Raw genomic sequence first — 26,937 nt, forward strand, 5'->3', positions numbered from 1 at the left:
TCAGAGAGTATCGGAGTAATCCGACACGCCTCGCGTTGTTTTCTCGAGTGGTGCGGCGGCCACCGGTTCCGCGGTCGGCACCGGAGTCGGGGCATCGACACCGCCGGGCGCGGTGTCCAGCGGGGACGCCTCGTCGTCGGCCAGCTTGTCCCAGGCCTCCGCATTGCGGGCCCGGCGCTTGTCGTTGAGGCGCGCGAACTGCACCGCGATCTCGAACAGCAGCGTCAGCGCGAGCGCCAGCGCCAGCATGGAGATCGGGTCCTGCGGGGTCACGATGGCCGCGAACACGAACAGGCCGAAGATCAGTCCGCGCCGCCACTTGGTGAGGCGTTGATAGGTCAGCACCCCGAGGAAGTTCAAACCCACGATGAGCAAAGGGGTTTCGAAGCTGACACCGAAGATCACCAGCAGCTTGATGATGAAGCTGAAGTACTGCGCACCGCTCAGCGCGGTGATCTGCACATTGTTGCCGACGGTCATCAGGAAGCTGAGCGCGTGGGCGACCACCCAGTACGCCAGCACCGCACCGGTGACGAACAGGGCCGCGCCCGCCGCCACGAACGAGATCGCGTACTTGCGTTCCTTGGCGTACAGGCCGGGCGTGATGAACGCCCACAGCTGATACAGCCAGAACGGGCTGGCCACCACCACACCCGCGGTGGTGCCGACCTTCAGGCGCAGCGTGAACTGCTCGAAGGGCGCGGTCGCCAGCAATCGGCAGGCGCCGTCGGTGCTCAGATTGGCCCGCGAGGAGGCGGGCAGATCACAGTAGGGACCGCGCAGGATCTCACCGAGACTTTCGATCCCGAAGATCGAATGCGAGTACCAGAAGAACCCGAACAGGGTGCCGATCGCGACCCACGCCAGCGCGATGAGCAAGCGCCTGCGGAGCTCCGAGAGGTGCTCCACCAAGGACATGGTGCCGTCGGGGTTCGTGCGGCGCTTGCTGCGCCGGGGATCGAACGGGATGCGCATATGTGTGTGACTGCCTCCGCCTTGCGGCCAAAGAAGACGCGGGCGCGACTGCACGCCCCTGAAGATCCGGAGAAACCGGACCCGGACAACGCCTCATCCGGGATGAGCGGCGCTCATCCCGGCTGATCGTGGCCTCAGGCCTTCTGCTGGTCGTTCGGCTGCGGCGTGGGCTGCACCGGCTGGGCGGGCGGCAGCTGGGCCGGCGGCTGCACCGGCTGGGCCTGGGCCTCGGGAGCGGCCTCGCCCGTCTTGCCCTCGTTCTGCATCTGGCTGACCTCGGTCTTGAAGATGCGCATCGAGCGACCCAGGCTGCGGGCCGCGTCGGGCATGCGCTTCGAACCGAAGAACAGCAAGAAGATCAGCACGACGATCAGCAAGTGCCACGGGCTGATGGCGCCTGTCATTCCATTACCTCCAAAGACTCTGGTGAGTCCGATGCTACCGGACCCGCATATCGCGAAGCTTGTTGTCAACCCTTGTTCGCCACGCCGTCACGCGCGGCGTCGGTGAGCTGTTCCAGCAATTCCGGGCCCGACCAGGTGCGCCGGTCGCCGTTCTCCGCAGCTGACACGAGTTCTATCAGCTTCTGGTTCACCGGCGTGGGTATTCCTACCATGGTGCCGAGGCTCACGATTTCACCGCACAGCCAAGGGATTTCGGTTTTGCGCCCGGCGGCCAGGTCGTCGGCCATGGACGAGCGGGCCACCGGATCGACTGCCAGCACCTTTCCGGCAACTCGACGGAAGACACCATCGGGCACGGTCAGCAGCCGGGCCATCAGCTCCGGCGGCAGCGGCGTGAGCCGGGCCGGGCGGATACGGGCCGCCGCCATGACGTCCAGGGCCTCCCGCTGGGCCAGCGCCAGGCAGCGGCGGTAGTCGCGGGCACCGAGCTCCTCGCGCAGCGGGCGGCCCGACAGCGCATTGATGGGGTTGTTGAGGTTGAGCAGCAGCTTCGCCCACTGGATGGGCAGCAGGTCGGCATGCCGTTCGAAGCCCAGACCCGACTTGGCGAAGACCGGGCCGAACCGGTTGAGCACCGGGTCGTCGGCGACGTCGACCGTGCCCGCGGTGCCACGGTGGAAGCGGCCCTGACCGTGATGAACGACATTGAACATGACCATCCCGGCCAGCACCACACAGGTGGGCAGGAGCTCGCGGATGACCGCGTCGTTGCCGATGCCGTTCTGCAGGCTGATCACCACCGTGCCGGGCCGCACCAGGCCGGCCAGTTCGGCGGCGGCGGTGGCGGTGGCGGCGGATTTCACGGTGATCAGCACCAGATCGGCGTCACCCGCGGGCTCGGTGACCGCGCGGAAGGCATCCGGTTCGACCCGCGCGTCATTTCCGTCCAGATCGGTGAGCCGCAGCCCGAAGGTGCGCAGTTCCTCCACCACGCGCGGTCGTCCGACGAAGGTGACCTCGGCCCCGGCCGCGGCGAGCCGGCCGCCGACGTAGCAGCCGATACTGCCCGCCCCCAGCACCGTCACACGGAAACTCAAGCGCGACCGACCCCCTCGAGCCCGGCGTAGGCGGCCAGCGCCGAGCTGGACCGCTCGCGCACCGCGGTCACCAGTTCGGCCGGGCCGAGCACGGTGACGCCGGCGCCGAAGCCGAGCAGCAGCCGCGCCATCCAGTCCAGGGTGGCGAAGCGCATGGTGGCCTCGACGCTGCCGTCCGGGTGGGCGGTGACCCGGTGCATCGGGTACTGCTCGAGCACCCAGGCGTAGTCGGGGCGGATCAGCAAGCGCGCCAGCGGGACCGCGGGATCGTCGACGAACAGGTCGAGGGCGGCGGTCTCGTCCGCGGCCGCCTCGGCGGGCGGGCGGGCGGGCTCGTCGAGCTCGGTGGCCTCCTCGATGCGGTCGAGGCGGAACAGGCGCACGCCCTCGGCCTGCCGGCACCACGCCTGCAGATAGCTGTTGTTGTCCACCAGCACGATTCGGATCGGGTCCACGATGCGCTCGGAGACCACATCACGGCTCGCCGAGTAATAGACCAGGCACAGCGCGTGATCCCGCTCCAGCGCGGACCGGACGGTCGCCACGGCGGGGGCCTCGACCGGCACGGGGAGCGGCGGTCCGGCGAATTCCTGTCCGGTGATGGCGGATTCGATCTTCGCGATGGCGGCGTGCGCCGCGCTCGGGTCCACCATGCCGGGCAGGTCCGCGATGGAGCGCAGCGCCACCAGCAGCGCGGTCGCCTCCAGGGAGGTGAGCCGCAGCGGGCGGTCGATGCCCGCGGAGAAGGTGACCTCGATGCTCTCCTCGGAGAACGACAGGTCGATGAGATCGCCCGGACCGTACCCGGGCAGGCCGCACATCCACAGCTGGTTGAGGTCGGTCATCAGCTGCTTGGAGGACACGCCGAGTTCGGCCGCCGCCTCCGCCGCACTGATGCCCGGATTGGCCTGGAAGTACGGAATCATGTTGAGCAGCCGGGCCAGCCGGGTCGAGAGCCGGCTGGTGCTGGCCGCCGCGCTCCCCCGCCGGTCCTTCGCACCATCGGAAGCCCGTGCGCCGTCACCGGTTCCGCCCCGGCGCGCGCTGCCGGCGTCGATCACATTGTCTCCCCGACGTTTCCGCGACGCAGCCTCGTTCATGCCGACACCTCCGTCCGCTCCAGCACCGACTTCAGGCGCGCGATCACATTCTCGCGCAGGTCGTCCGGGGCGAGTACGAGGGCGTCCGCGCCGAGTCCGGTGATGAGCCGGGCCAGCCAGTCGCGGGATCGGATGGGCACCTCCACGATCGACCCGGCCCGTCCGCCGAGCGCGCGCTCCTCCATGACCGGTCCGAGCCGGCGGATCTCCTGCCCCCGGCCCTCGGCCACCCACACCGTGGCCGAGCCGCTGATCGGGGTCTGCGCGGTGACCTCGGCGACCACGGCCCGCAGGTCCAGGTCCTCGGGCTTGTGCACGGCATTGGCCGGGCCGTACTCGGTGACGTCCTCGTCGATGCGGGAGATGCGGAACACGCGCTGTGCGTCACGGACATTGTCGTGCGCGACCAGATACCAGCGGCCGTGGTGGGTGACCACACCCCAGGGCTGCACGTCCCGTTCCACCGGATCCCCGTGGGACTGCCGGTGTTTGAACGTCACCGCCCGTCCGGCGTCGATGGCCGCGAGCAGTTTGCCGAGCACCGGTTCCGAGCCGCGAGTGCGGGCCGGGACCGCGGGCACCGCCGACACCCCGGCGTCGGGCTCCACGTGGATCCCGGCCGCGCGCAGCTTGAGCAATCCGCCCTCGGCGGCCGCGGCCAGCTCCGGGGACTCCCACAGCTGCACCGCCACCGCGACCGCGGCGGACTCCTCGCTGGTCAGATCGATATCGGGTAGTTCGTACGCGTCCCGGTTGATGCGGTAGCCCTCGACACCCGAATACCGGCTCACCGGACCGATTTCCAGGGGTATGCCCAGATCGCGCAGCTCGTTCTTGTCGCGCTCGAACATCCGGCTGAACGCCTCGTCGCTCGCGGACTCCTCGTACCCGGCGACCGACTCCCGGATGCGCTCCGCGGTCAGGAACTGCCGGGTGGACAGCAGCGCGATAACCAGATTCATCAACCGCTCGACCTTGGATATCGCCACCCGATAGAGAGTAATGGACTGTCTTCGATTTGCCTCCGCTGCGCTCCGGCGCGGTTCGCGGGCAGGCGCGGGGAGGCGGAGCCGTGCGGGTCTCGTTCTTCCTTCCCTGCGCTCCTCCGCTCCCCCGCTCCGCTCGGTCCGGAACGAGACGGGCCGCGAACCTTCGGGTGTACCTCCGAAATCGGAGTTTCCCGAGTGTTCGCGGCCCGTGATCAGGCGAAACAGCTCACATCGAGGCGATGAGGCGATCCACGCGCTCGTCGACCGAGCGGAACGGGTCCTTGCAGAGCACCGTGCGCTGGGCCTGATCGTTGAGCTTGAGGTGGACCCAGTCGACGGTGAAGTCGCGGCCCGCCTCCTGAGCGGCGGTGATGAAATCGCCGCGCAGCTTGGCGCGGGTGGTCTGCGGCGGCGTGGTCACCGCCGCGTCGACCGCCTCGTCCTCGGTGATCCGCTTGGCCAGACCCTTGCGGGCGAGCAGGTCGAAGACGCCGCGGCCGCGCTTGATGTCGTGGTAGGCCAGATCCAGCTGGGCGATCTTGGGATCGGACAGCTCCATGTTGTAGCGGTCCTGGTAGCGCTGGAACAGCTTGCGCTTGATGATCCAGTCGATCTCGGTGTCCACCTTGGCGAAGTCCTGCGCCTCGATGGCATCCAGGGTGCGGCCCCACAGATCCACCACGGCGTCGACCTGCGGGTCGCGGTCGCGGTTGCGCAGGTGCTCGACGGCGCGGGCGTAGTACTCACGCTGGATGTCGAGCGCCGAGGCCTGCCGGCCACCGGCCAGCCGCACCGGGCGACGGCCGGTCAGATCGTGCGACACCTCGCGGATGGCGCGAATCGGGTTGTCCAGAGCGAAGTCTCGGAACGCGACACCCGCCTCGATCATCTCGAGCACCAGCGAGGCCGTGCCCACCTTGAGCATGGTGGTGGTCTCGGCCATGTTCGAGTCGCCCACGATCACGTGCAGGCGCCGGTACTTCTCGGCATCGGCGTGCGGCTCGTCGCGGGTGTTGATGATCGGCCGGGAACGGGTGGTCGCCGAGGAGACGCCCTCCCAGATGTGCTCGGCCCGCTGCGACAGGCAGAAGGTGGCCGCCTTCGGCGTCTGGAGCACCTTGCCCGCACCGCAGATCAGCTGGCGGGTAACCAGGAACGGCAGCAGCACATCCGAGATCCGGGAGAATTCGCCGGCGCGGACCACGAGGAAGTTCTCGTGGCAGCCGTAGGAGTTGCCCGCCGAGTCGGTGTTGTTCTTGAACAGGTAGATATCGCCGCCGATACCCTCCTCCGCGAGCCGCTGCTCGGCGTCTATGAGCAGATCCTCCAGGACCCGCTCGCCGGCGCGGTCGTGGGTGACCAACTGCACCAGGCTGTCACATTCGGCCGTGGCGTACTCCGGATGGGAACCGACATCGAGGTAGAGCCGGGCACCATTACGAAGGAACACGTTCGAGCTACGGCCCCAGGAAACTACCCGGCGGAAGAGATACCGGGCCACCTCGTCAGGACTCAACCGACGGTGACCGTGGAACGTGCACGTCACCCCGAATTCGGTCTCGATCCCCATGATTCGTCGCTGCACCCTATCGACATTACAGCGGAGTTGTCGCCGGTAACGGGCTTGTCGGACAGCTGATGCAAACGTATTCACAACGATTTAGCACGGGATGCAACGCGGCACGCGCTCTACCCTGCGAAAAAGCAAGGCTCCTTTGCACTCTGCTATTGAGAGTGCAAAGGAGCCTTATCCCGAATAGCGGGATTTGCCTACGCCGGCGCGGGCCCTACGACGGGTCCCCGCTCGACGGCTTCTCGGCCTCGGCCGCCGCGTTCGCGTTCGGCGCCTTGCCGGTCACCAACTCCTGCAGCGCCGCGCCCTGGATGCGACGGAACGCCCGCCGCGGCCGGGACTGCTCCAGGGTTGCCACCTCGAGCGAGGCGGACCCCAGGGTGCGCTGCTTGTCCTTGTCGCCCTCGGGGACGGCCTTCTGCAGCGCGGCCACCGCCGTGGAGATGGCCGAATGCAGATCCATGCCCGGCTGGTACGAAGCCTTGAGGGCGGTGGTGATGGGATCGGTGTTGCCACCCATCACCACGAACTCCCGCTCGTCGACGATGGATCCGTCGAAGTTGATGCGGTAGAGCACCGAGTTCGAGGACTGCTCCGGATAGCCCACCTCCGCGACGCAGATCTCCACCTCGTAGGGCTTGAGCTGGTCGGTGAAGATGGTGCCGAGGCTCTGCGCGTAGAGGTTGGCCAGGAAGCGGCCGGTGACATCGCGGCGGTCGAACTGGTAGCCGCGCAGATCCGCCTGCAGGATGCCCCCGCGGCGCAGCGCCTCGAACTCGTTGTACTTGCCGACCGCGGCGAACGCGACCCGGTCGTAGAGTTCACTGATCTTGTGGAGGGTGGCCGAGGGGTTCTCGGCCACGAACACCACGCCCTTGTCGTACACCAGCACCACGACACTGCGGCCCCGTGCGATGCCCTTGCGCGCAAGTTCGGTCTTGTCGCGCATGATCTGTTCGGCCGACGCGTAATACGGCAGTGTCATGCTTCGCCGATCCCCTCTGCCGCCAGCGCGGCCCGCTCCTCCACCATCGCCCGGGTGATCTCCTTCAGGCGCTCCTCGGTCACTTCCTCGGAGCCCTCGGCGTCGATCACGATCGCGGTCGGGTAGATGTTGCGCATCGTGTCGGGCCCGCCGGTGGCGGTGTCGTCGTCAGCGGCGTCGAAGAGCGATTCGATCGCGATCCGCAGCGCCCGGTCCTGATCGATCCCGCGCGCGTAGGTCTTCTTCAGCGACGACTTGGCGAACAGAGAACCCGACCCCACCGCGGTGTACCCGAAGCGCTCTTCGCTGCGGCCGCCGACCACGTCGTAGGACACGATGCGCCCGGACTTGTCCGGGTCCTGCGCGTCCGGGTCGAAGCCGACCAGCAGCGGCACCACCGCGAGACCCTGCAGGGCCGCGGGGAGGTTGTCGCGCACCATCTTCGACAGCTTGTTGGACTTGCCGTCGAAGGTGAGGGGCACGCCCTCGATCTTCTCGTAGTACTCGAGTTCCACCGCGAACAGGCGGATCATCTCGATCGCCATGCCCGCGGTGCCGGCGATGCCGGCCGCGGAGTAGGTGTCGGTGATATACACCTTCTCGATGTCACGGCTGGCCAGCAGGTTGCCCTGGGTGGCCCGGCGATCGCCCGCGATCAGCACACCGCCGCGGTAGCTGACCGCGACGATGGTGGTGCCATGTGGCGCAATGTCCGACGGCACGCCCGGATTGGGGTGCGTGCCGTCTGGTCGTATTCCGTTGCCGGGCAACAATTCCGGAGCGTGCAAACGCAGGTACTCGGAGAAAGAGGATTGGGCGAACCCCAACTGGAGCCGCAGGGGGTCACCTTGGGTCACTGGCCGCCCTTCTGCACGTATGCGCGGACGAAGTCCTCCGCGTTCTCCTCGAGCACGTCGTCGATCTCGTCGAGCAGGTCGTCGGTTTCCTCCGCCAGCTTCTCGCGGCGCTCCTGTCCCGCCCCGCCGTCGCCGACCGGGCCCTCGTCCTCGTCGCCGCCACCGGCGCGCTTGGTCTGCTCTTGTGCCATAGCAGCCGACCTCCTCTGTGATCATCGGCGAGCACCGGAGAAGATCCGATGCTCGTCCCCCAACACTACCCACCAGCGGGGACAACATGCCGGATTAAGCGTCATTGTGCTGTTGCCGCGATCTCCCCGCCGCCATGTCACGGACACGAAAAAGGGGGTACGGGATTCAGTTCCCGTACCCCTATCGCGTGGCCTAGTGGGTCAGCTGCTGGACCAGTTCCGAGGCGGTGTGCACGCCGTCCAGGAGTTTGCCCACGTGGGACTTGGTGCCGCGGCGGGGCTCCAGGGTGGGGATGCGGACCAGGGAGTCGCCGCCCAGGTCGAAGATGACCGAATCCCAGCTCGCGGCCGCGATATCCGCGCCGAAGCGGCGCAGGCACTCGCCGCGGAAGTAGGCGCGGGTATCGGTGGGCGGGTTGGTCATGGCGTCGGTGACCTCCTGCTCGCTCACCAGGCGCTGCATGGAGCCGCGGGCCACCAGGCGGTTGTAGAGGCCCTTGTCCAGGCGCACATCCGAGTACTGCAGGTCGACCAGGTGCAGCTTGGGGGCGGCCCAGGACAGGCCCTCGCGGTTGCGCATGCCCTCGAGCAGGCGCAGTTTGGCCGTCCAGTCGAGCAGGTCTGCGGTTTCGAGGGGGTCACGCTCGAGCAGGTCCAGCACGTGGGCCCACTTCTCGATGACGTCCTTGGTGCGCTCGTCGTCGTTTCCGGTGCGGTCCATGAACTTCTCGACCCGGTCGAGGTAGATGCGTTGCAGCGCAAGGCCGGTCAGTTCGCGGCCGTCCGAAAGCGCAACGGTGGCACGCAGAGTCGGGTCGTGGCTGATGGTGTGCACGGCGGTGACCGGGCGGGCCAGCTGCAGATCCGAGAGGTCCTCGCCGGCCTCGATCAGGTCCAGCACCAGGGCGGTGGTGCCGACCTTGAGGTAGGTGGACCATTCGGCGAGGTTGGCGTCGCCGATGATGACGTGCAGGCGGCGGTACTTGTCGGCGTCCGCGTGCGGTTCGTCGCGGGTGTTGATGATGCCGCGCTTGAGGGTGGTCTCCAGGCCGACCTCGACCTCGATGTAGTCCGCGCGCTGCGACAGCTGGAAACCGGGCTGGTCACCCGACTGGCCGATACCGACCCGGCCGGAGCCGCAGATCACCTGGCGGGACGCGAAGAACGGGGTCAGGCCCAGGATGATCTGGTTGAACGGGGTCTCGCGGCTCATGAGGTAGTTCTCGTGGGTGCCGTAGGAGGCGCCCTTGCCGTCGACGTTGTTCTTGTACAGCTGCATGCGCGGGGCGCCGGGGACGCTGGAGGCGAAGCGTGCGGCGGCCTCCATGACCCGCTCACCGGCCTTGTCCCAGATGACCGCGTCCAGCGGGTCGGTGACCTCGGGAGCGGAGTACTCCGGATGGGCGTGGTCGACGTAGAGGCGGGCTCCGTTGGTGAGGATCATATTCGCCGCGCCGACCTCGTCGGCGTCGATCACCGGCGCGGGCCCGTTGAGCCGGCCGAGATCGAAACCGCGCGCGTCGCGCAACGGCGATTCCACCTCATAGTCCCAGCGTGTGCGCTTGGCGCGCGGCACGCCCTCGGCCGCGGCGTAGGCGAGCACCGCCTGGGTGGACGTGAGAATCGGGTTGGCCGACGGCTCGGTAGGCGTCGAAATGCCGTACTCGACCTCGATTCCGATGATGCGCTGCATGCGATCGAGCCTAGGCGAAAGGCACGCCCGGACGCGGGTGGACTGTCCGGGTTGGGGTCATTCGCTGGTCGTAGTCGAGGTCGTTCTCCCGGGCGATCCGCGCCGAACCGGGGCGACGGCACAATGACCGGCATGGTCGATTCGGCTTCCGCCCCGCGCCCGGCGCTCGCGCCCACCCCCGCCGAGGACCCGAATCCCGTTTCCGCGCAGCCGCGTTCGGGGCGGCTGGCGGCGCTGGACGTGCTGCGCGGCATCGCCATCCTGGGGACGCTGGGCACCAATATCTGGATCTTCACCAATGCGGAAGGGCTGGTCGGCTATATCGCGCGCAGTGACGAACCGCATGGAGTCTGGTTGTGGACCGAGCGGTTACTGCAGCAGCTGGCGCAGGGGAAGTTCCTGGGATTGCTGACCATCATGTTCGGCATCGGGCTGGCTATCCAGCAGCGATCGGCGGTGCGCGGCGGCCGGGCCTGGCCTGGCGGATATCCGGTCCGTGCCGGGCTGCTGCTGCTCGACGGGCTGGTCAACTTCTTCTTCGTCGCCGAGTTCGACGTGCTGATGGGGTACGCGGTCACCGGGCTGGTGGTCGCGTTCATCCTGGCGACGAGCCCGAAGGCGCAACGGCGCTGGCTGATCGCGGCGGCGGGCATCCATCTCACCATGCTGTCGCTGATCGCCGTGGCGATCGTGCTGGGTCCCGGGGGCGGCGGCGGGCACCGGCCGCTGGACCCGAATCCGTATGCGGACGGGTCGTTCTGGGATCTGGTGGCCTTCCGCTGGGATCACGCGCTGCTGTTCCGGCTGGAGCCGATCTTCATCTTCCCGATGTCGATCGGTCTGTTCCTGGTGGGCGCGCGGCTGTTCCGGGCGGGGGTGTTCCGGCCCGAGGGCACGCGAATCCGCAAGCGTCTCATGGTGATCGGGTTCGCGGTCGCCGCACCGGTCGATCTGATCCTGGGTCTGGCCGGCGGCGACCTCATCCTGGTGACCCGCTACGGCACCGCACCATTGGTCTCGCTCGGCATCCTGGCCCTGGTCGCGAAGTGCTACGCGCACCGCCCGGACCCCGGCTTCGTCGCGCGCCGCTTCTCCGAGGTGGGCCGAATGGCGTTGAGCTGCTATATCGTTCAGAACCTGGTGTCGGGATTCCTGTGCTACGGGTGGGGTCTAGGGCTGGCGAGCCTGGTGTCGGCGAATGCGCGGGTGCCGTTCACCGCCGGGATCTATGTGCTGGTCTGCGCGCTCATGCTGGTGTTCGCCCACGTCTGGCTGCGCCGTTTCGACCGCGGGCCGGTCGAGTGGCTGTGGAACCGCAGCTACCGTGCGCTCACCGGGCGCGGGAGCCGCTGATCACTCGGAGGCCGTTCCGAGCCCTCGCGGAGGCGGGCGAGGCGGAGGTGACATTCACGGACCCGACCCGGCGGTCCCGCCATTGCCGCACATCGGGTCGAGTGAGGTGGTCGCCTGACCGATGACCTGCGAGAAGGGCTGGTGCCGGCTACACCACCCGCGCGGCCGCGCGGGACAGCAGTTCGCTCACCACGGTGTCGCGGGCGAGCGGGACGTCCAGGCTGCGGGCATTGCCCTCGAGCAGCGCCAGGACCGATTCGGTGAGGATGCCCTCGACTTGCTCGGAGGACAGGGTGGGGGCGGCGCGCCAGCTGTTGACCACGCCGTCGACGAAGCCGACGGTGCCGAAGGCCATGGGGCGGGCGCGATTCCGGTCGATGCCGAAGCGCTCGAGGGCGTCGGCGAACAGGTCGGCGAGCCGGCCGCCGATGCGGTCGCGGGCGCCGGCCAGGGCGGTCGAGGCCTCGCCGTGCGGGTCGCCGGCGGCCAGGAAGCGGTGCAGTTCCGGGTGGCGTTCGACCCAGCCGACGTAGCTGCCGACCGCGCCGCGCACCAGGTCGCGGACGGTGCCGTCGGGGTGCAGGCGCGGCAGCAGTTCGGCGGTCAGGGATTCCAGGATGTGGCGTCGGATGGCGTCGTCGAGGTCGGCGCGGCCGTCGAAGTGCCGGTAGACGACCGGGCGCGGGACCTGCAGGCGGTCGGCGATCTGCTGGACCGAGATCTCGGTGCCGTTCTCCTCGATGACGGCCAGCGCGGCATCGAGCATGTCGGCGCGGCGCTGGGCCTTGTGGCCGTTCCAGCGGGTGCTGCGACCGTCGGCCGCACGCTCTCGGTCCCGGAGGGAGGGCTGCGCGGGTCTGCGTCGGGTGCCGGTCACGGGCCTCACGATACTCACCTCACCGTTGACCGAGACAGTATGTAGCACTAATCTGAGTGTAACGGCCCGTATCAGTAACAAATCAGGAGCTGTCATGGGCGACAACGCTGTCTCCGCCCCCACGGCCGCCGCACCGTCCGGGCGTGAGTCCTTCGCTCAGCGCTTGCTGACCGGATCGGTCAAGAAGTCCTACGACCCGGTGGTCGACATGGACTGGGACGCCCCGCTGGATCCGGACAAGCTCTTCCTGCCACCCGAGGTCGTCACGCTCTATGGCACCCCGCTGTGGGACGCCATGACGCCCGCGCAGCGTCGCGAGCTCTCCCGTGAGGAACTCGCCAATGTGCTGTCGGTCGGGATCTGGTTCGAGAACCTACTCAACCGGCTACTGCTGCGCGAACTCATGGCAGGCGATCCGACATCCCGGCACGCGCACTACACGCTCACCGAGATGGGCGACGAATGCCGGCACATGATGATGTTCGGCAAGCTCATCGAGCGGATCGACACGCGGCCCTACTGGCCGAACCGGCTCGAGCGCTGGACGATCAGCGCCCTGCAGCTGTTCCTGCGAGGCTCGATGGTGTGGGTGGGCGCGCTGGTGGGCGAGGAGATCTTCGACGCCCTGCAGCGCCGCACCCTCGACGATCCGCAGCTGCAGCCGCTGGTGGCGCGGGCCATGCGGATTCACGTCACCGAGGAGGCGCGGCACATCGGGTTCGCGCGCGCGGCCCTGGCAGACCGGGTGCCGACCATGTCGAAGGCCGAAGTGCAGTACACGCGACTGTGTGTCGCGGTCGCCGCTCCCCTGTTCGTCTACCTCATGACCAACTGGCACATGTACGTCCGCGCGGGCATCGAGGACGGGCGGGCGGCCCGGAAGGTTGCCCGCGCCAATCCGCATTCGCGGCGGGCGCTGGGGCTCGGCGCCGCGAATCTCGGTGCGTTCCTGGACTCGCAGGGACTGATGGGTCGGATCGGCAAGCGTCTCTGGCGGCGGCGAGGGCTGCTGTGAGGTTCCGGCGGGCCCGGCGCGACTCTCCCGCACCGGCCGACCCGCACGCCGGCTCCACCGAACCCGAAGCGGCACCGGACTACTCGGGGCCCGCGCTGCTGGACGCCCCCGGCACGGAGGTGGCGGTGCGGGTGGCATTGACCGGGCATCTGGATCCGATCGACGGCCAATTCCACTGGCACGGGCGGATTTCCGCGGCCGACGGGAGCGAACTGCCCGATACCGGCCGCGGGCAGGTGTTCCTCACCGTGCCGGGCGGTGCGCCCGCGCCCGGCGTGCTCCAGGAGCGGGACCCGTGGGGGAATCTGCGGATCGCCGGGATCGGCGCGCCACCGTTCCCGCTGTAGCGCACCGAGATTCGAGCGCTACTCGGTGAGCCCGATGAGGTCGGCCATGGTCTCGACCGAGTAGGCGAAGAACGGCCCGGCCGGGTCCATCGTGTTGTCCAGCTGACCGAACAGCTCGAAGGTGACCGCGCCGAACAGCTGGGTCAGGCCCACCATGGCGCGCGCCACCGCCGCTTCGGGCATGCCGGAGTTCAGGAACGCCGCGATCAAGGCGGATTGGGTCTCGAGTTCGGGGGTGAGGGTGTCCGCGGGCGTGGCCAGGGTGCCGGACTGCCAGGCCCGGTGCACGATACCCAGGGCCGCGAGGGGTCCGCGCGACGCGGGTGCGACGGTGGTCTGCGGGGCGCGATAGCCCGGCACCGGCGATCCGTACACCAGCGCGTACTCGTGGGGGTGCGCGATCGCCCAGTCCCGCACCGCATTCGACAGGGCCCGCCACTGGGCGCGGGGGGCGGTCTCGGTCGCGACCGCGTGCTCGACGGCATCGCCGAGGGCGTTGTAGGCCTCGATGATCAGCGTGGTCAGCAGCTCGTCACGACTGGGGAAATACCGGTACAGCGCCGAGGACACCATGCCCAGCTCACGGGCGATGGCCCGCAGGGAGAGCGCGGGTGCGCCGGATTCGGCGAGCTGCCGGCGCGCGGCATCGGTGATCTCGCGGGTGATCTCGGCGCGGGCGCGGGCGCGGGCGGTACGGGGCACGCTCATTCCGACAGTGTGCCACGAATCAGATCACCGACAAATTTCGAGAGCACCGCTCTTGACAGTCCGAGCACCGTGCGCGCACACTGATCACATCAGAGAGCACCGCTCTCACAAGTCGAAGGAAGTGCCTCATGGACGCCCACACCGCCGCCACCCGCTACCTCGGTCCGAAGGGCCTGGACCCCTACATGAACCGCTTCTTCAACCTGCTGCCCAGGCTCGGCATCAGCATCGCCGGCTCCCGGCTGCTGGCCGTGCGCGGCCGCAAGTCCGGTGAGTGGCGCACCACCCTGGTCAATGTCCTCACCACCGACGACGGCGCCCGCTACCTGGTCGCCCCGCGCGGGCACACCCAGTGGGTCCGCAACCTGCGCGTCGCGGGATCCGGCGAACTGCGCCTGGGCCGCAAGGTCCAGACCTTCACCGCTACCGAAGTCCCCGACGCCGACAAGATCCCGGTGCTGCGCGCCTACCTCGACCGCTGGGGCTGGGAGGTCGGCCGCTTCTTCGAGGGCGTCACCAAGGACGCCACCGACGCCGAATTGGCCGACATCGCCCCGGGTTTCCCCGTTTTCGCGCTGGTCTGAGGCTCAGCGGAGTTCGTCGAGGGTTTCCTCGTCGCGGGCCAGATAGGCGCGGCCGTCGGCGGTGAAGACGATGGGGCGCTGGATCAGTCGCGGATGCGTGGCCAGGGCCTCGATCCAGCGGTCGCGGTCGGCGGGGGTCCGGCCCCACGCCGAGACGCCCAGTTCCTTGGCCTCGGGTTCGGCGGTGCGCGTGATGTCCCACGGTTCGAGGCCGAGTTTGGTCAGGGCGGCGCGGATCTCGGTGACCGAAGGCGGGTTGTCGAGGTAGCGGCGCTCGACGTAATCGGTGCCGGTGTCGTCGAGCACCGCCTTGGCGGTACGGCTCTTGGAGCACTTCGGGTTGTGCCAGATTTCGGTCGCTGCCATGAGCTCAGCCTAGGCCTCGGCGACCGGGCCACCGCTCACCGGCACATCAGACCCAGTCGACGACCCAGCGGTAGGGGCGCATCCAGTACAGGCCGCCCTCGGGAACGGGCGCGCCCCAGCGCTGTTCGGCCTGGGTGAGCTGCCAGCGGTATTCGGGAGCGGGCTCGCCGCCGTGGATCTCGTAGAGGTGACGCCGCCAGGTGTTGATCATGGCGGGGACGGCCTGCTGGTCGTTCTCGTAGGCCCACTCCACGTTTCGCAACATGAGACTGTCCACGGCATGGTTGGCGGCATTGGGGTCGCCACTGCTCAGCGAGTGCAGGAAGGCCGCGACCAGGTTGTAGGCGATGGCGTCGTGGACCGAGGTCTGGCCGTTCTCGAGCGACCAGATGCCCAGGTAGGTCGGCCCCTGCTCGTCGATCCACACCGAGTGCGCCTCGCCGACCCGGTTGTCGAAGATGAGCGCGGTGAGCAGGCCCAGCGTGGACTTGCCCATGATGAGCGGATCGGGACTGCCGGTCGAGAGGGCGTCGTCGATGAGCGCCCGATAGGCGGCCGCAGCGATGCCGGGCCGGTTGGCGTCCATGAGGGCGTCGGCGGTCTCGCCGCCGGCGAGCTGCGCGGCGGGCGGCTCGGACGGGCCCGAGACCGCCTGCGGCACGCCGTCGCCGACCTGCAGGAACTGGGTCTGCATGGCGTCGGGGGCAACCGGATCCGACAGCGGCACGCCGTTGCCCAGCGGGTCGTCCAGATCCAGGTTGACGGCGAGGGGCTCCTGCAGGCTGGGCGCCGTTTGCAGGTATTCCAGTGCCACCCGGGCGAATTCGTTGTCCTGGCTCTCCAGCCATTCGCGCCCGGCGCGCAGGGTGTCGACGAGATGGCCGCCGACGCCCTGTTCGATGGCGGCGCACAGCGCGTAGTAGCCGTAGCCGCGGTAGTCGTCGTGGCCGACACCCTCGGTGATCAGCAGTTGCGCATATTTGCTTGCCAGATCGTGTCTTTCGATATCGCCGAGCAGCGTGCACGCGGTCATCGCGGCCATCAGCACCTCGGCATGTTCGCCGTGGGCGCGCCGCAGGTCGATGCAGCGGTCGGCCATGACGACGGCGCTGTCGGGCAGATCCTGCTGGGTGGCGGCCTCGACGGCCATCGAGTACATGGTGGCCAGCGTGGCGGGCGGAATGTCGGCCGGGTAGCGGGCCGGGCCGTGTTCGGCCAGGTGCAGAGCCTGCGCGTAATCGCCCGCGGCGAAGGCCGATCGGAAGCGGTAGGAGACGATCCAGCCGTACTCCTTGGGATCGGGCGCCGCGTCGAGCCCGTCGTCGAACGCAGACAAACGAGCCAGCGCCTCGTCGGCCCGGCCGCTGTCCAGCATGCCGCTCGCCTCGTTCATCACCTCGACGAACGCATTTCGATCCATGGCCTACTCGCCTTCCCGCATATGTCAGCCCCGGATCGTATGACCGCGCCACCACAGTCCGTGGCCAGTGAGGTCAAGGTCATAGTTCGACTCCACCCCACATGACCACGCGTTGTCGCTCGCGTGGCACGTTGTGTCACAACGATATTCCCGCACCCCGTCGCGAACCCGCCTCCCTGCGGGCCATTCTCGCGTCGCGGCCGATCCGTCCGGACCCCAATCTAACGACAACACGCCAACCCGCCCCGCAACCGCACTCGGCGCGTCGGGGCTCGAGATTCGCTCATCGGAGGCGATGGCGGCCGGCGAGGATATACTGTCGACACGATGCGTATATCCCGTGGGAGGTGGCGATGACGAAGACCCTGATCGATATTCCGGACGACCTCATGGAACAGGCCCGCAAGGTGACCGGCGGCGCCACCAAGACCGAGACCGTCCGCACCGCACTGCGACTCCTGGTCCGCCAGCGCCAGCAGCACGACGCCATCGCCTGGTTCGCCGATGCGGCGCCGTTCCTATCCGACACCGAACCGACCGAAGGGACCGATCCCGCTCGGCCGCGATGACGGGCCTCGGCACGAACCGCGCCCTGTACCTGGCCGACCACAGCGCGGTGTCGCGAATCCAATGCTGCCCGCAGGTCCGCGCGACATTCGACCGTCTCAACGCCGACGTCGGGGTGCTGTGCTCGAATGCGGTGACCCTCGATGAAGCGTGCTACAGCGCCCGCGATTCCGAGGATCTGGATCGCATCATCGGGATCTATACGGAGGTTTTCCATTTCCTCCCGATGGACCCAGCGATCGACCGGCTGGTCCGTGTCATCCGGCGGCAGCTCTGGACCCTCGGTCACGGGCGGTCGGCCCAGGCCACCGATGTGCTGATCGCAGCGACCGCAGTGCACTACGACGCCACGGTGCTGCACTACGACAAGCATTTCGACCTCATCGCCGAGGCATTCCCGGCCCTGCGCCAGCAGTGGGTGGTCCCGCGCGGCTCGGCGGACCGACCCGGTTGATCAGAGAACAGGGAGGGCGGTGCCGGGGTCCGGGGTGAAGGTGACGATGCGCCGGCGGGGGTCGCCGGGGAGTTCGAGGTTCTCGTAGGAGAAGCCGAGGTCGCCGGAGTGGGGGTGGCGGACGAGTTTGCCGCCGTGGGTGCGGCGCTCGACATCGCCGGCGCGCCAGAGGGCGGCGAATTCCGTACTGCCGGTGGAGAGTTCGTCGACGAGGGCGATGGTGGCGGGGTCGGCCGGGTAGAGGCCCGCGACGCGGCGCAGCCGGGCGACAGTCGCGGCGGCGACACCGTCCCAGTCGCGGTAGAAGTCCCGGGCGGCGGGGTCGGAGAACAGGGCGCGGGCCATGTTCTCGTCGGCCATGGGGCCGAACACGTAGTGCGCCAGCGGGTTAGGAGATCTGCCATGACCGCCACCGCTCGGCAGCGTGCCGACATCATCGACGCCGCCACCCGCCTGTTCTGGTTCATCGACATTCGCGACTGGGACGCCTTCTCCGGTGTCTTCGCCGACGAGGTCAGCCTCGATTACTCGAGCATCTGGGGCGGCGAGCCCGCGACCGTCACCCCGGCGCAGATCCGCGCCGACTGGGAAAAGCTGATCGGCAGCTTCGACGCCACGCAGCATCTGCTCGGCAATCACCTGGTCACCGTGGACGGCGAGCGCGCGGAACTGACCGCGGTCTTCCAGGCGGTCCACATTCTGGCCAATCGTTTCGGTTCGCCGCGGTGGACGCTGGGCGGCACCTACCGCATCGGCCTGCACCTGGTCGGGGGCGAGTGGAAGGTGGATTCGATGGTGATGACGGCGCAGTGGGCCGACGGCAACTAGGACATCCTGGCCCTGGCCTCTGGCGGACAACGCCCGGATGCCGCATAGGGGAATTCACAAGGAGTGAGAGGAAGGAATGGAAAGGATCCTCGTCCTTTCCCCTTCAACCATATAACACAGTGGGGGACTTGCGGCAAGGCCCCGGTATTGGCGCACAATCGCTGGCCGAGGGCTGCAACCTGCGCGAAATGGGCGCGCGGGCGGGGATCGGCTAGGTGGGAAAGGTGTGGTGCTGGTGTCGGACCAGGGGTACGAGAAGGAACTGCTCGCGGAGCAGGAGTATGTGACCGGGCTGTACGCGCGGCTGGACACCGAGCGAGCCCGGGTGAAGGGCCGCTACGGCGAGACGCTGCGCTCGCGCGGCACGACCCTGGTGGAGCGGGATGCGGAGGTCCGGGCGCTGGGCAAGGAGGTCAACCGCCTCGAGGTGGCCGACAACGGGCTGTGTTTCGGGCGGCTGGACAGTGTGACCGGCGAGCACTCGTATATCGGGCGCCTCGGGATCTTCGACGAGGCGAACGAATTCGAACCACTGCTGCTGGATTGGCGGGCGCCGGCGTCGCAGGCGTTCTATATCGCGACCGCCGCGAGCCCGGAGAACATGCGGCGGCGGCGTCAATTCCACACGCGCGGGCGGCTGGTGGCCGATTTCACCGACGAGGTGTTCGGCCATCCCGGTGACGGCGAGCGCGGTGACGCGGCCCTGCTGGCGGCGGTCAACGCGCCGCGCGGCGAGGGCATGCGCGACATTGTGGCAACCATTCAGGCCGAGCAGGACCGGATCATTCGGCTCGATCACCCGGGCGTGCTGGTGATCGAGGGCGGGCCGGGCACCGGCAAGACCGTGGTGGCGCTGCACCGGGTCGCGTATCTGCTGTACACGCAGCGTGCGCAGATGGAACGCAACGGCGTGCTGGTGGTGGGCCCGAACACGGCCTTCCTCAGGCACATCGGGCGGGTGCTGCCGTCGCTGGGCGAGACGAACGTGGTGTTCACCACCACCGGTGATCTCATGCCCGGGCTCAGCATCACGGCCGAGGACGGACCGGAAGCGGTGCGGCTCAAGGGTTCCCTGCGGATCCTGGACGTACTGAAGGCCGCGATCGCCGACCGTCAGCGGGTTCCGCAGGAGCCGGTGTCGATCGAACTGTCGGATGTGACGGTGCGCATCGGCGCGGATATCGCCGGCTGGGCGCGGGAGGAGGCGCGCGGTAGCGGGTTGCCGCACAACCAGGCTCGCGCGACCTTCCTCGAGGTGCTCACCTGGGCGCTCACCGAGCGGGCCATCAAGCGGATCGGCGAGGGCTGGCTGACCCGCGACGACCGCGAGGCCTGGGAGAACATGCGAACCGATCTGCGCACCGAACTCGCCGAGCACGAGGGATTCACGGCGCTGATGGACGAGCTGTGGCCCACGCTGACACCGGAAACGCTACTGGCGGAACTGCTTTCGTCCACCGACCGGCTGCGCGCCGCGGGCGCCGACGAGGCGCTGTGGCGCACGGACGGTGAGGCGTGGACAGTGTCCGATGTCCCGCTGCTCGACGAACTGGTCGATCTGCTGGGTCGTGACACCACCGCCGAGGAGGCCGCGGCCGAGCAGGAACGGAAGGCCCAGGCCGCGTACGCCGAAGGCGTGCTCGACTTGCTGGTGGGCCGCGCCGACCACATGGACGATGAGGATCACCTCTTCGCGACCGACCTGCTCTACGGCGACGACCTGGCCGAGCGTTTCCTGGAACGCGACACCCGTGAACTCGCCGAACGTGCTGCCGCGGACCGGGATTGGACCTACCGGCACATCGTGGTCGACGAGGCGCAGGAGCTGTCGGCGATGGACTGGCGGGTGCTGATGCGCCGTTGCCCGAGCCATTCCTTCACCGTGGTGGGCGATCTCGCGCAGCGCCGGTCCGCGGCGGGCGCGACCTCCTGGGACGCCATGCTGGAACCGTACGTCCCCGGCCGCTGGGCCTACCGCTCGCTCACGGTGAACTACCGCACCCCCGCGGAGATCATGGCCGTGGCCGCCGCCGTTCTGGCCGGCTTCGCGCCCGAGGTGACGCCGCCGGAGTCGGTCCGCTCCTGCGGCGTGCAGCCGTGGGCGCGACAGCTCACCCTCGGCGAGATGCCTTCGGCCATCGAGGAATTCGTCCGCGACGAGGCGGGCCGCGAGGGCACCAGCATCGTGATCGGCCCGCCCGGTATGCCGGGCACGGTCCCCGCCTCCGAAACCAAGGGCCTCGAATTCGACGCGGTCCTGGTGGTCGAGCCCGAGCACATCTTCGCCGACGGCCCACGCGGCGCGGCCGAACTCTACGTCGCCCTCACCCGCGCCACCCAGCGCCTGGGCGTCCTGCACGAGGGCCCGCTCCCGCCGTCCCTTGCCGGTCTCTACTCATCGAAGTAGAGCTCGGACTGCATGCTGGGCGTCTGCGGTGGCTGGTGGATGCGGCACCCGAGCCTCGGCCGCACAGCCCGCGGCCGATCTGCTCGGACCCTCGCCGCCACCGGAACCGTCGAGGAGGGCGAGACCCTCGTCCCGGCGCGAGAAATCCACGATGACCTATGCTGAAAGCCCAGGTCCGCTGGGGTTAATGGTGGTACCAACCAGTCGATGGAGGTCCGTCATGTCCATATCGCCAACCGTGGAGCAGTGTCTGACGGCTGCGGGCGCCGAGTATGAACTCGTTCGGCATCCGCATAGCCACAACAGCTCCGAAACCGCCGAAACCGCCCGTATCCCTGGCGACCGCCTCGCAAAGACGGTCCTCCTGGAAGACGAGCAAGGCTACGTCGCGGCCGTGCTGCCATCCACCCACCACCTGCGACTCGCGAAGCTCTGGTCGCAGACGGGTCGGCGGCTGATGCTCGCCAAGGAATCGGAGGTCCGCGAAACCTTCACGGACTGCGAGGTCGGCGCAATCCCACCCATGTGCACCGCCTACGGCATGATGACGCTGATGGACGAGAGTCTCGCCACGCAGCCCGATATCTACTTCGAGGCCGGTGATCACGAGACACTCGTCCACCTGCAGACCGACCAGTTCATGCGTTTGATGGAACAGGCCGAGAGATCACACTTTTCCCACCGCATGCAAACCACCCGCCACTGAGTCCCGCAACCGCTGACGCAGCAGTGTGAACCGTACGTTTGACGACGGTGGCTGCATCGTGCCGTCACGCTCGCTTCGGGCCGATTCCGAACATGCCCATGCCGAATTGCGCGCGGGTTCGAACACCCGGGGACTGTTCGTCCCCCCGCCTGGCACGGGCGGCTGTCGCAGAGCGTGAATGATGCCGTACATGAGGGCCTGATCACGCGAAATCAGCACTGGCGCAATATATCTCCGGCGGTCGCGGTCGGGTCTCGGCCGTTCGACGACCTGTCGCGCCCCCTCCGGGTGGCCGCCATCGCCCATCACTGTTCCCGCCTATCCACATCTCCTCGAGCCCAGGTTCGAGTGTGTTTCGTCGGCGTTGCGTACTGGTTGCCGAAAAGTTACTACCGCGCGGTGATGTATTGGGCAGAATGGCACCGGTCACACGAGTTCTTCCCGCAACAACCTCAGTGTCTCAATCCACACATCGTTGAAAGGGAGCTCGAACATGGCACAGGAAACCAGCGGTTCTGCGACGGCGGAAGCTCGACGCGGGGACATCGACGTGCAGGCGGAACTGGAATTGCTGCGGATGCGAATGGACGAAGCCCGGCAGGAGGCACAGAACGTCCGCCAGTACGCGATGCAGGCCTCGGGTCTCGCACGCCAGGCGCAGGCGCAGGCACGGCAGGTGCAGCATCAGGCCCAGCATGCGCAGCAGGACGCCAGCCAGGCCAACCAGCAGGCACAGCAGGCCCGCCAGCAGGCGATCCTGGCCACCAACCAGGCCCAGCAAGCCCAGAGCGAGGCCGACCGGGCTCAGAGCCAGGCCCAGCAGGCCCAGGGCGAGGCCAATCAATCTCAGCAGCGGGCCAACACCGCCCAGGACCAGGCCGACCAGGCCACCCAATTGGCGCAGCAGGCCGAGGACCAGGCCAACCGGGCACAGGACCGCGCCGGTCAGTGGGAGATGCAGCTCCACCAGATCCGCCAGCAGGCCCGCCTCCAACAGGGCCGCTGACCCGCGAGGATGACGCAGTGACCAAAGTTCTGGCGGCCGGCCGCACCGGGCACCCGGTGCGGCCGGGTCGCCGGCCCTGCTACCAAGGAGGTTCGTGGTGAGCGGCCCACATCCGCCGCCCGCGGACGAATCCGATGTCGACGTCGAGGTCATCGTGCCGGAGACCGTCAGCGCCGGGGTGTATGCCAACGGATTCACCTGCTGGTACAACCGCACCGACTTCACCCTCGATTGCCTTGTCTACCTGCCCACCGAACCGGGCGCTGTCACCGAGTCCGGTCAACCCATGATGCGACAACCGGTGCAGGTCACCTCCCGGGTGAAGTTCCCACCCGCACTGATCTTCCGGCTCATGCAAACCCTCAACGACAGCATGAGCAACTACGAACGCCAATTCGGCCCCATCACCCACCTCGGTGAATAACCCGCCCACGGAGAAATGCATGCAGACCCCGAAATCAAGCCCCATCATCATCATCGCCTGCCCGGGTGACCGCCCCGTCGTCTGCGACCCTGCCGTCCGGTACCGGCCCCGGACAATCCCCGGCCGCCACTACCTCGTCGCCCCCGCCGCCCCGCACCCACAACCCGAACCCTCCTGAACATGACGGAGAGGGGGTTGTTTGCGGGCTCGCACCCATACCGACGTCTCCCGCCGATCACGCGCTGCTACGGATGTCTCCTTACTGCCGGAGACGAGTTCGGCGGCCGAAGGAGACATGCAGGACACGCCACGCGGCGGTGGCCATCATTCACTGATGGCCACCGCCGCTTCGTTTTCCGACTACTGCGTTCCGACTGCGTACCGAACCGTTGTGTTCGTGCAGGTCGGGTTTACACGTCGAAGTAGAGCTCGAACTCGTACGGGTGGGGGCGGACGTTGATCTCGGCGATCTCGGAGTCGCGCTTGAGACGGATCCAGGTGTCGATCAGGTCGTCGGTGAAAACCCCGCCCTGCGTGAGGTAGTCGTGGTCGGCCTCGAGGCGGTCGATGACCTGCTCGAGGCTGCCGGGGGTCTGGGTGACCTCGGCGCTCTCCTCGGGGGTCAGCTCGTAGAGGTCCTTGTCGACCGGCAGGGCGGGCTCGATCTTGTTCGTGATGCCGTCGAGCCCGGCCATCATCATGGCGGCGAAGGCCAGGTACGGGTTGCCGGAGGAGTCGGGACAGCGGAATTCGAGGCGCTTGGCGCGGGCACTGGTGCCGGTCACCGGAATGCGCACGGCGGCGGAGCGATTGCGCTGGCTGTAGACCAGATTCACCGGCGCCTCGAATCCGGGCACCAGGCGCTTGTAGGAGTTCACCGTCGGATTGGTGAAGGCCAGCAGCGACGGCGCGTGGTGCAGCAGGCCACCGATGTAGTGGCGGGCAAGATCGGACAGGCCGGCGTAGCCGGCCTCGTCGTAGAACAGCGGTGAACCGTCCTTCCACAGGGATTGGTGCACGTGCATGCCGGATCCGTTGTCGCCGAACAGCGGTTTGGGCATGAAGGTGACGGTCTTGCCGGACTCCCAGGCGGTGTTCTTGACGATGTACTTGTAGAGCATCAGGTCGTCGGCGGCGGAGAGCAGGGTGTTGAACCTGTAGTTGATCTCCGCCTGCCCGGCGGTGCCGACCTCGTGATGTCCCTTCTCCAATTCGAATCCGGCGCGCTGCAGGTGGGTGCACATACGGTCGCGCAGGTCCACGTCCGCGTCGTACGGCGCGACCGGGAAATAGCCGCCCTTGGGCCGGACCTTGTAGCCGCGGTTGGGGGTGCCGTCGGGATTCGTGCGCCGGCCGGTGTTCCAGTCGGCCGACGACGAATCCACCTCGTAGAAGGCCCCGTTCATGGCGGTGTCGTAGCGCACCGAATCGAAGATGTAGAACTCGGCCTCGGGCCCGAAGTAGGCGGTGTCGGCAATACCGGTGGAGCGCAGGTATTCCTCGGCCTTGCGGGCCACATTGCGTGGATCGCGACTGTAGGCGGCACGGGTGTGCGGGTCGTGGACGAAGCAGCTGATATTGAGGGTCTTGGCGGCACGGAACGAATCCGGTTGCGCGGTGCGCAGATCCGGTAGGAGCAGCATGTCGGACTCGTGGATGGCCTGGAAGCCGCGCACCGACGAACCGTCGAAGGCGATGCCGTTCTCGACCAGATCCGCGCCGAACATGCTCGCCGGGATCGAGAAATGCTGCTGGATGCCGGGGACGTCGCAGAACCGGATGTCGACGTATTCGACTTCCTCGGCGTCGATGTAGTCCTGTACTCCGTTGATGGTAGGGGTGATCACCGCTCGCTCCTCGTGGCCGCGCACGCCTACCCGATCGGACGGCCCGGTCGGGGTCCGGCGGTCCTGCTCGTGCTAACACGATACGTCGCAGGCATCCGGGGATGGACGCGAATGAGACTGCGTTACAAGAGCAATACCGCCTCCCCGGGACTTCAGCGCACCGCAGAGAGCCGTCGAACTCCTGCACGCGTGCCGGCGGTCGGGCTGTGGCCGAATTCTGGACGTACCCCCGGAGTTACCCGCATCGTGCGAAATCGGTTGTTGCGTCCCGATCTACAAGCATCTCTGTCACTGTGGACAAATCCGCCTCCGCAGATCTTCCATCCCACGCGACACCCACGAGTTCTTCCTGGGCCTGCCGTCGTGCGAGGGGTACGGCCTGACCGAGTACACCGCGGGCGCGACCGTGGACCGACCCGAACGCATCAAGATCGGCACGGTGGGCCGGCCGCTGCCGGGCGCGGAGGTCCGGTCACCTCACGGCCACCGGGAAACTCAGACGCAAACCGATAGCTACCACCTACGCCGCTACCATCGAGTCGCTGTACGGATAGTAGGAGAGTGATGCAGGCGCGATTGCGGGACCGAACGCTCGAGGAGCTCTACCGGCGCGCGGTCGTGGCGCGCGCGGAGGTGCCGGCCTCGTTGCCGCGCTACCGCACCCTGCCCGAACCCCTGGTGGCCGGTGGTTTCGAACGCGGCATCATCCTGAATGTGGATCTGTTCTTCGAGTTCGTGCGCTCCGGCCGCACGCCCTCGCCGGAGGACACCCAGGAGGTCGTGCAGATCGCGCTGAGCCGGGTCCGCGACGGCGAATCCCTCGAGGACGTGCTGGGCCGCTACAGCATGGGCGCGGAATACCTGTGGTCTCGGCTGAAGGACACCGCCACCGAGCCGGAGCGGGAACTGCTCGAGGACACCGCCGTGTCGCTGCTGCGATACATCACCCTGCTCACCACCCGCATCGCCACCGCGTGCGTGCAGCGCGCGCACGATCCGCGCTGGGAGTTGCTGGAACGCCGCCGCGCCATCGCCGACGCGCTGCTCACCGGCCGCGACCCGATCGAATGGGCGGACGAACCGGCCATCACGGTGCCGGACGCGTTCCTGGTCGCGGCATTCCGGCTGGGCACGACCCGACACGCCGACACCAGCGAGCTGCGGCATCGCATCGAGGCCATTCCGGGTGTGTTCCTGCGACTGGACAGCGGTGGCTGGACCGCGCTGCTGCCGCTGCAACCCGGCGACGACGGCACCGCCACGCTGACCGCGCTGACCAGCCGCCTGCCCGGTCCCGGCCTGCCCGCGCCCCAGCCGGAGACGCCGCCGTCCCGGATGAGACCGCCCGCACCGTTCTGGGTGGGCGTCGCCACCGCCGCGTCGCACGCGGAGGTCCCCGGGGCCTTTGCCGAGGCCCGCCTGCTGGCCGAGCTCGGCCGCTGCCTGGACCGCCCCCAGCCGGTCTGCCGCCGCCCGGACCTCATGTTCGAATACACCGTCGCCGCAGGTGGTTCCGCCCGCGCGGGCCTGGCGGCCGTGCTCGCGCCGCTGGATGCCCAGCCGCTGCTGGCGGAGACCCTGGAGGTCTTCGTGGACACCGGCTTCAATCAGCTGGCCACCGCCCGGCTGCTCACCATCCACCGCAATACCGTCACCTACCGACTGGCCCGGGTGCAGGAACTGACGGGCCTGGATCCGCACCGCCCGACCGACGCCATGACGCTCTCGGCCGCCCGCATCGCCCGGCGGCTCGAAACCGCCTGTTTCGCACCGTAATCCGTGCCCCCGGCTCGGCCCGCGACGCGCCCGCGTTGCGGGCCTTCATGATTCACCGGCCCCCGCTTGGACATATGCACAATGGTCTGCGCCACAGTCTTGGCGATTGCCGGTAGCGGCGCGCGGGCGCTGTGCGGTCTGCTGAACTCCGACGATGAGGTCGTGCGGGGCCCCGGAGATCCGGCGCACCCGACCGCGGCCTCCCGACCATTCGCAGAGGTAGATCGTTGAGTAGCTCCTTCCGGCCGCGCCGCTGCCGGCCGGCCCCCTGGGCCGTGGCCGGTTTCTCCGTGCTGGCCATGACCGTCACGTCCACCACCTCCGCCGGGGCCGCGCCGGTATTCGGGCCGGTGCCCGCCGCGCCCGTGAACTTCGGACTCCCGACCGG

28 protein-coding genes are annotated in these 26,937 nt (G+C 68.2%); 12 read left to right on the forward strand and 16 right to left on the reverse strand.

Annotation, left to right across the window (positions count from 1 at the left end; all coding sequences use genetic code 11):
• The 10 genes from tatC to dop form a co-directional block, all read right to left on the reverse strand.
• Positions 1-975 carry a twin-arginine translocase subunit TatC gene (gene tatC / locus ACQP1O_RS25725; RefSeq protein ID WP_433561029.1) on the reverse strand — a complete coding sequence of 325 codons (975 nt, stop codon included), beginning with the start codon at positions 973-975 and terminating at the stop codon, positions 1-3.
• A 134-nt stretch (positions 976-1,109) separates the two neighbouring features.
• On the reverse strand, positions 1,110-1,379 hold the full coding sequence (gene tatA / locus ACQP1O_RS25730; RefSeq protein ID WP_354832182.1) for a Sec-independent protein translocase subunit TatA: 270 nt from the start codon (positions 1,377-1,379) through the stop codon (positions 1,110-1,112).
• Positions 1,380-1,444: 65 nt separating this feature from the next.
• Positions 1,445-2,476: a 2-dehydropantoate 2-reductase gene (locus ACQP1O_RS25735; protein ID WP_433561030.1), complete on the reverse strand. Its 1,032-nt coding sequence runs from the start codon at positions 2,474-2,476 to the stop codon at positions 1,445-1,447.
• The gene (locus ACQP1O_RS25740) at positions 2,473-3,576 is read right to left on the reverse strand and encodes a helix-turn-helix transcriptional regulator (protein WP_433561031.1); all 1,104 of its coding nucleotides are present in this window, start codon (positions 3,574-3,576) and stop codon (positions 2,473-2,475) included. The genes ACQP1O_RS25735 and ACQP1O_RS25740 overlap by 4 nt, the downstream gene beginning before the upstream one ends.
• Complete coding sequence (locus ACQP1O_RS25745; protein ID WP_433561032.1) at positions 3,573-4,565, reverse strand: helix-turn-helix transcriptional regulator; 993 nt, start codon at positions 4,563-4,565, stop codon at positions 3,573-3,575. Before ACQP1O_RS25745 ends, ACQP1O_RS25740 begins: the two co-directional genes overlap by 4 nt.
• Positions 4,566-4,791: 226 nt before the next feature.
• A complete protein-coding gene (pafA, locus tag ACQP1O_RS25750; protein ID WP_433561033.1) occupies positions 4,792-6,150 on the reverse strand; it encodes a Pup--protein ligase in 1,359 nt (452 codons plus the stop codon).
• 202 nt (positions 6,151-6,352) lie between these two features.
• Positions 6,353-7,123: a proteasome subunit alpha gene (prcA, locus tag ACQP1O_RS25755; protein ID WP_433561034.1), complete on the reverse strand. Its 771-nt coding sequence runs from the start codon at positions 7,121-7,123 to the stop codon at positions 6,353-6,355.
• Positions 7,120-7,980: a proteasome subunit beta gene (prcB, locus tag ACQP1O_RS25760; RefSeq protein WP_354832170.1), complete on the reverse strand. Its 861-nt coding sequence runs from the start codon at positions 7,978-7,980 to the stop codon at positions 7,120-7,122. The genes prcA and prcB overlap by 4 nt, the downstream gene beginning before the upstream one ends.
• Positions 7,977-8,171, reverse strand: a complete 195-nt coding sequence (locus tag ACQP1O_RS25765; protein WP_033089305.1) for a ubiquitin-like protein Pup — start codon at positions 8,169-8,171, stop codon at positions 7,977-7,979. Before ACQP1O_RS25765 ends, prcB begins: the two co-directional genes overlap by 4 nt.
• 193 nt (positions 8,172-8,364) lie before the next feature.
• Positions 8,365-9,864, reverse strand: a complete 1,500-nt coding sequence (dop, locus tag ACQP1O_RS25770; protein ID WP_433561035.1) for a depupylase/deamidase Dop — start codon at positions 9,862-9,864, stop codon at positions 8,365-8,367.
• 132 nt (positions 9,865-9,996) lie between these two features.
• Between dop and ACQP1O_RS25775 the strand changes: the two genes are divergently transcribed.
• A complete protein-coding gene (locus ACQP1O_RS25775) occupies positions 9,997-11,217 on the forward strand; it encodes a DUF418 domain-containing protein (protein ID WP_433561036.1) in 1,221 nt (406 codons plus the stop codon).
• Positions 11,218-11,365: 148 nt separating this feature from the next.
• On the opposite strand, the gene ACQP1O_RS25780 is transcribed toward ACQP1O_RS25775, so the two are convergent.
• Positions 11,366-12,094 carry a TetR/AcrR family transcriptional regulator gene (locus tag ACQP1O_RS25780; RefSeq protein ID WP_433561037.1) on the reverse strand — a complete coding sequence of 243 codons (729 nt, stop codon included), beginning with the start codon at positions 12,092-12,094 and terminating at the stop codon, positions 11,366-11,368.
• A 94-nt stretch (positions 12,095-12,188) separates the two neighbouring features.
• Here ACQP1O_RS25780 and ACQP1O_RS25785 point away from each other — a divergent pair, with 94 nt between their 5' ends.
• The gene (locus ACQP1O_RS25785) at positions 12,189-13,109 is read left to right on the forward strand and encodes an AurF N-oxygenase family protein (protein WP_433561038.1); all 921 of its coding nucleotides are present in this window, start codon (positions 12,189-12,191) and stop codon (positions 13,107-13,109) included.
• Positions 13,106-13,456 carry a DUF4873 domain-containing protein gene (locus ACQP1O_RS25790; RefSeq protein WP_433561039.1) on the forward strand — a complete coding sequence of 117 codons (351 nt, stop codon included), beginning with the start codon at positions 13,106-13,108 and terminating at the stop codon, positions 13,454-13,456. The genes ACQP1O_RS25785 and ACQP1O_RS25790 overlap by 4 nt, the downstream gene beginning before the upstream one ends.
• Before the next feature lie 18 nt (positions 13,457-13,474).
• On the opposite strand, the gene ACQP1O_RS25795 is transcribed toward ACQP1O_RS25790, so the two are convergent.
• A complete protein-coding gene (locus ACQP1O_RS25795) occupies positions 13,475-14,164 on the reverse strand; it encodes a TetR/AcrR family transcriptional regulator (RefSeq protein WP_433561040.1) in 690 nt (229 codons plus the stop codon).
• A 128-nt stretch (positions 14,165-14,292) separates the two neighbouring features.
• Between ACQP1O_RS25795 and ACQP1O_RS25800 the strand changes: the two genes are divergently transcribed.
• On the forward strand, positions 14,293-14,748 hold the full coding sequence (locus ACQP1O_RS25800) for a nitroreductase family deazaflavin-dependent oxidoreductase (protein ID WP_433561041.1): 456 nt from the start codon (positions 14,293-14,295) through the stop codon (positions 14,746-14,748).
• A 3-nt stretch (positions 14,749-14,751) separates the two neighbouring features.
• Here the strand turns inward: ACQP1O_RS25800 and ACQP1O_RS25805 are convergent, their stop codons facing one another.
• Both ACQP1O_RS25805 and ACQP1O_RS25810 read right to left on the reverse strand, forming a co-directional pair.
• On the reverse strand, positions 14,752-15,114 hold the full coding sequence (locus ACQP1O_RS25805; protein ID WP_433561042.1) for an arsenate reductase family protein: 363 nt from the start codon (positions 15,112-15,114) through the stop codon (positions 14,752-14,754).
• Positions 15,115-15,160: 46 nt separating this feature from the next.
• The gene (locus ACQP1O_RS25810) at positions 15,161-16,534 is read right to left on the reverse strand and encodes a hypothetical protein (RefSeq protein WP_433561043.1); all 1,374 of its coding nucleotides are present in this window, start codon (positions 16,532-16,534) and stop codon (positions 15,161-15,163) included.
• A gap of 353 nt (positions 16,535-16,887) precedes the next feature.
• On the opposite strand from ACQP1O_RS25810, the gene ACQP1O_RS25815 reads away from it, so the two are divergent.
• Together ACQP1O_RS25815 and ACQP1O_RS25820 are read left to right on the forward strand one after the other, a co-directional pair.
• Positions 16,888-17,103 (forward strand): type II toxin-antitoxin system VapB family antitoxin, encoded by a 216-nt coding sequence (locus tag ACQP1O_RS25815; protein WP_433561044.1) that lies wholly within the window; start codon positions 16,888-16,890, stop codon positions 17,101-17,103.
• Entirely contained in the window at positions 17,100-17,555 is a 456-nt protein-coding gene (locus ACQP1O_RS25820; RefSeq protein WP_433561045.1) for a PIN domain-containing protein, read from the forward strand. Before ACQP1O_RS25815 ends, ACQP1O_RS25820 begins: the two co-directional genes overlap by 4 nt.
• On the opposite strand, the gene ACQP1O_RS25825 is transcribed toward ACQP1O_RS25820, so the two are convergent.
• The gene (locus tag ACQP1O_RS25825) at positions 17,556-17,978 is read right to left on the reverse strand and encodes a hypothetical protein (RefSeq protein ID WP_433567787.1); all 423 of its coding nucleotides are present in this window, start codon (positions 17,976-17,978) and stop codon (positions 17,556-17,558) included. It abuts the gene before it with no gap.
• On the opposite strand from ACQP1O_RS25825, the gene ACQP1O_RS25830 reads away from it, so the two are divergent.
• From ACQP1O_RS25830 to ACQP1O_RS25850, 5 genes are all read left to right on the forward strand, one after another.
• Positions 17,958-18,383 (forward strand): nuclear transport factor 2 family protein, encoded by a 426-nt coding sequence (locus ACQP1O_RS25830; protein WP_433567788.1) that lies wholly within the window; start codon positions 17,958-17,960, stop codon positions 18,381-18,383. The two genes, ACQP1O_RS25825 and ACQP1O_RS25830, sit on opposite strands and share 21 nt — an antisense overlap.
• Before the next feature lie 235 nt (positions 18,384-18,618).
• The gene (gene helR / locus ACQP1O_RS25835; RefSeq protein ID WP_433561046.1) at positions 18,619-20,790 is read left to right on the forward strand and encodes an RNA polymerase recycling motor ATPase HelR; all 2,172 of its coding nucleotides are present in this window, start codon (positions 18,619-18,621) and stop codon (positions 20,788-20,790) included.
• Positions 20,791-21,010: 220 nt separating this feature from the next.
• Positions 21,011-21,496, forward strand: a complete 486-nt coding sequence (locus ACQP1O_RS25840) for an aminoacyl-tRNA deacylase (protein WP_433561047.1) — start codon at positions 21,011-21,013, stop codon at positions 21,494-21,496.
• A 493-nt stretch (positions 21,497-21,989) separates the two neighbouring features.
• Positions 21,990-22,502, forward strand: coding sequence for a hypothetical protein (locus ACQP1O_RS25845; RefSeq protein WP_433561048.1), 513 nt, complete (start codon positions 21,990-21,992; stop codon positions 22,500-22,502).
• A 97-nt stretch (positions 22,503-22,599) separates the two neighbouring features.
• Positions 22,600-22,926 (forward strand): DUF3467 domain-containing protein, encoded by a 327-nt coding sequence (locus ACQP1O_RS25850; protein WP_433561049.1) that lies wholly within the window; start codon positions 22,600-22,602, stop codon positions 22,924-22,926.
• Between the two features lie 410 nt (positions 22,927-23,336).
• On the opposite strand, the gene glnA is transcribed toward ACQP1O_RS25850, so the two are convergent.
• Complete coding sequence (gene glnA / locus ACQP1O_RS25855; RefSeq protein WP_433561050.1) at positions 23,337-24,773, reverse strand: type I glutamate--ammonia ligase; 1,437 nt, start codon at positions 24,771-24,773, stop codon at positions 23,337-23,339.
• A gap of 564 nt (positions 24,774-25,337) precedes the next feature.
• Between glnA and ACQP1O_RS25860 the strand changes: the two genes are divergently transcribed.
• On the forward strand, positions 25,338-26,549 hold the full coding sequence (locus ACQP1O_RS25860; RefSeq protein ID WP_433567789.1) for a PucR family transcriptional regulator: 1,212 nt from the start codon (positions 25,338-25,340) through the stop codon (positions 26,547-26,549).
• The last annotated feature ends 388 nt before the right edge of the window (positions 26,550-26,937 follow it).

This window comes from Nocardia sp. CA-151230, from assembly GCF_050942175.1.
Lineage (GTDB): Bacteria > Actinomycetota > Actinomycetes > Mycobacteriales > Mycobacteriaceae > Nocardia.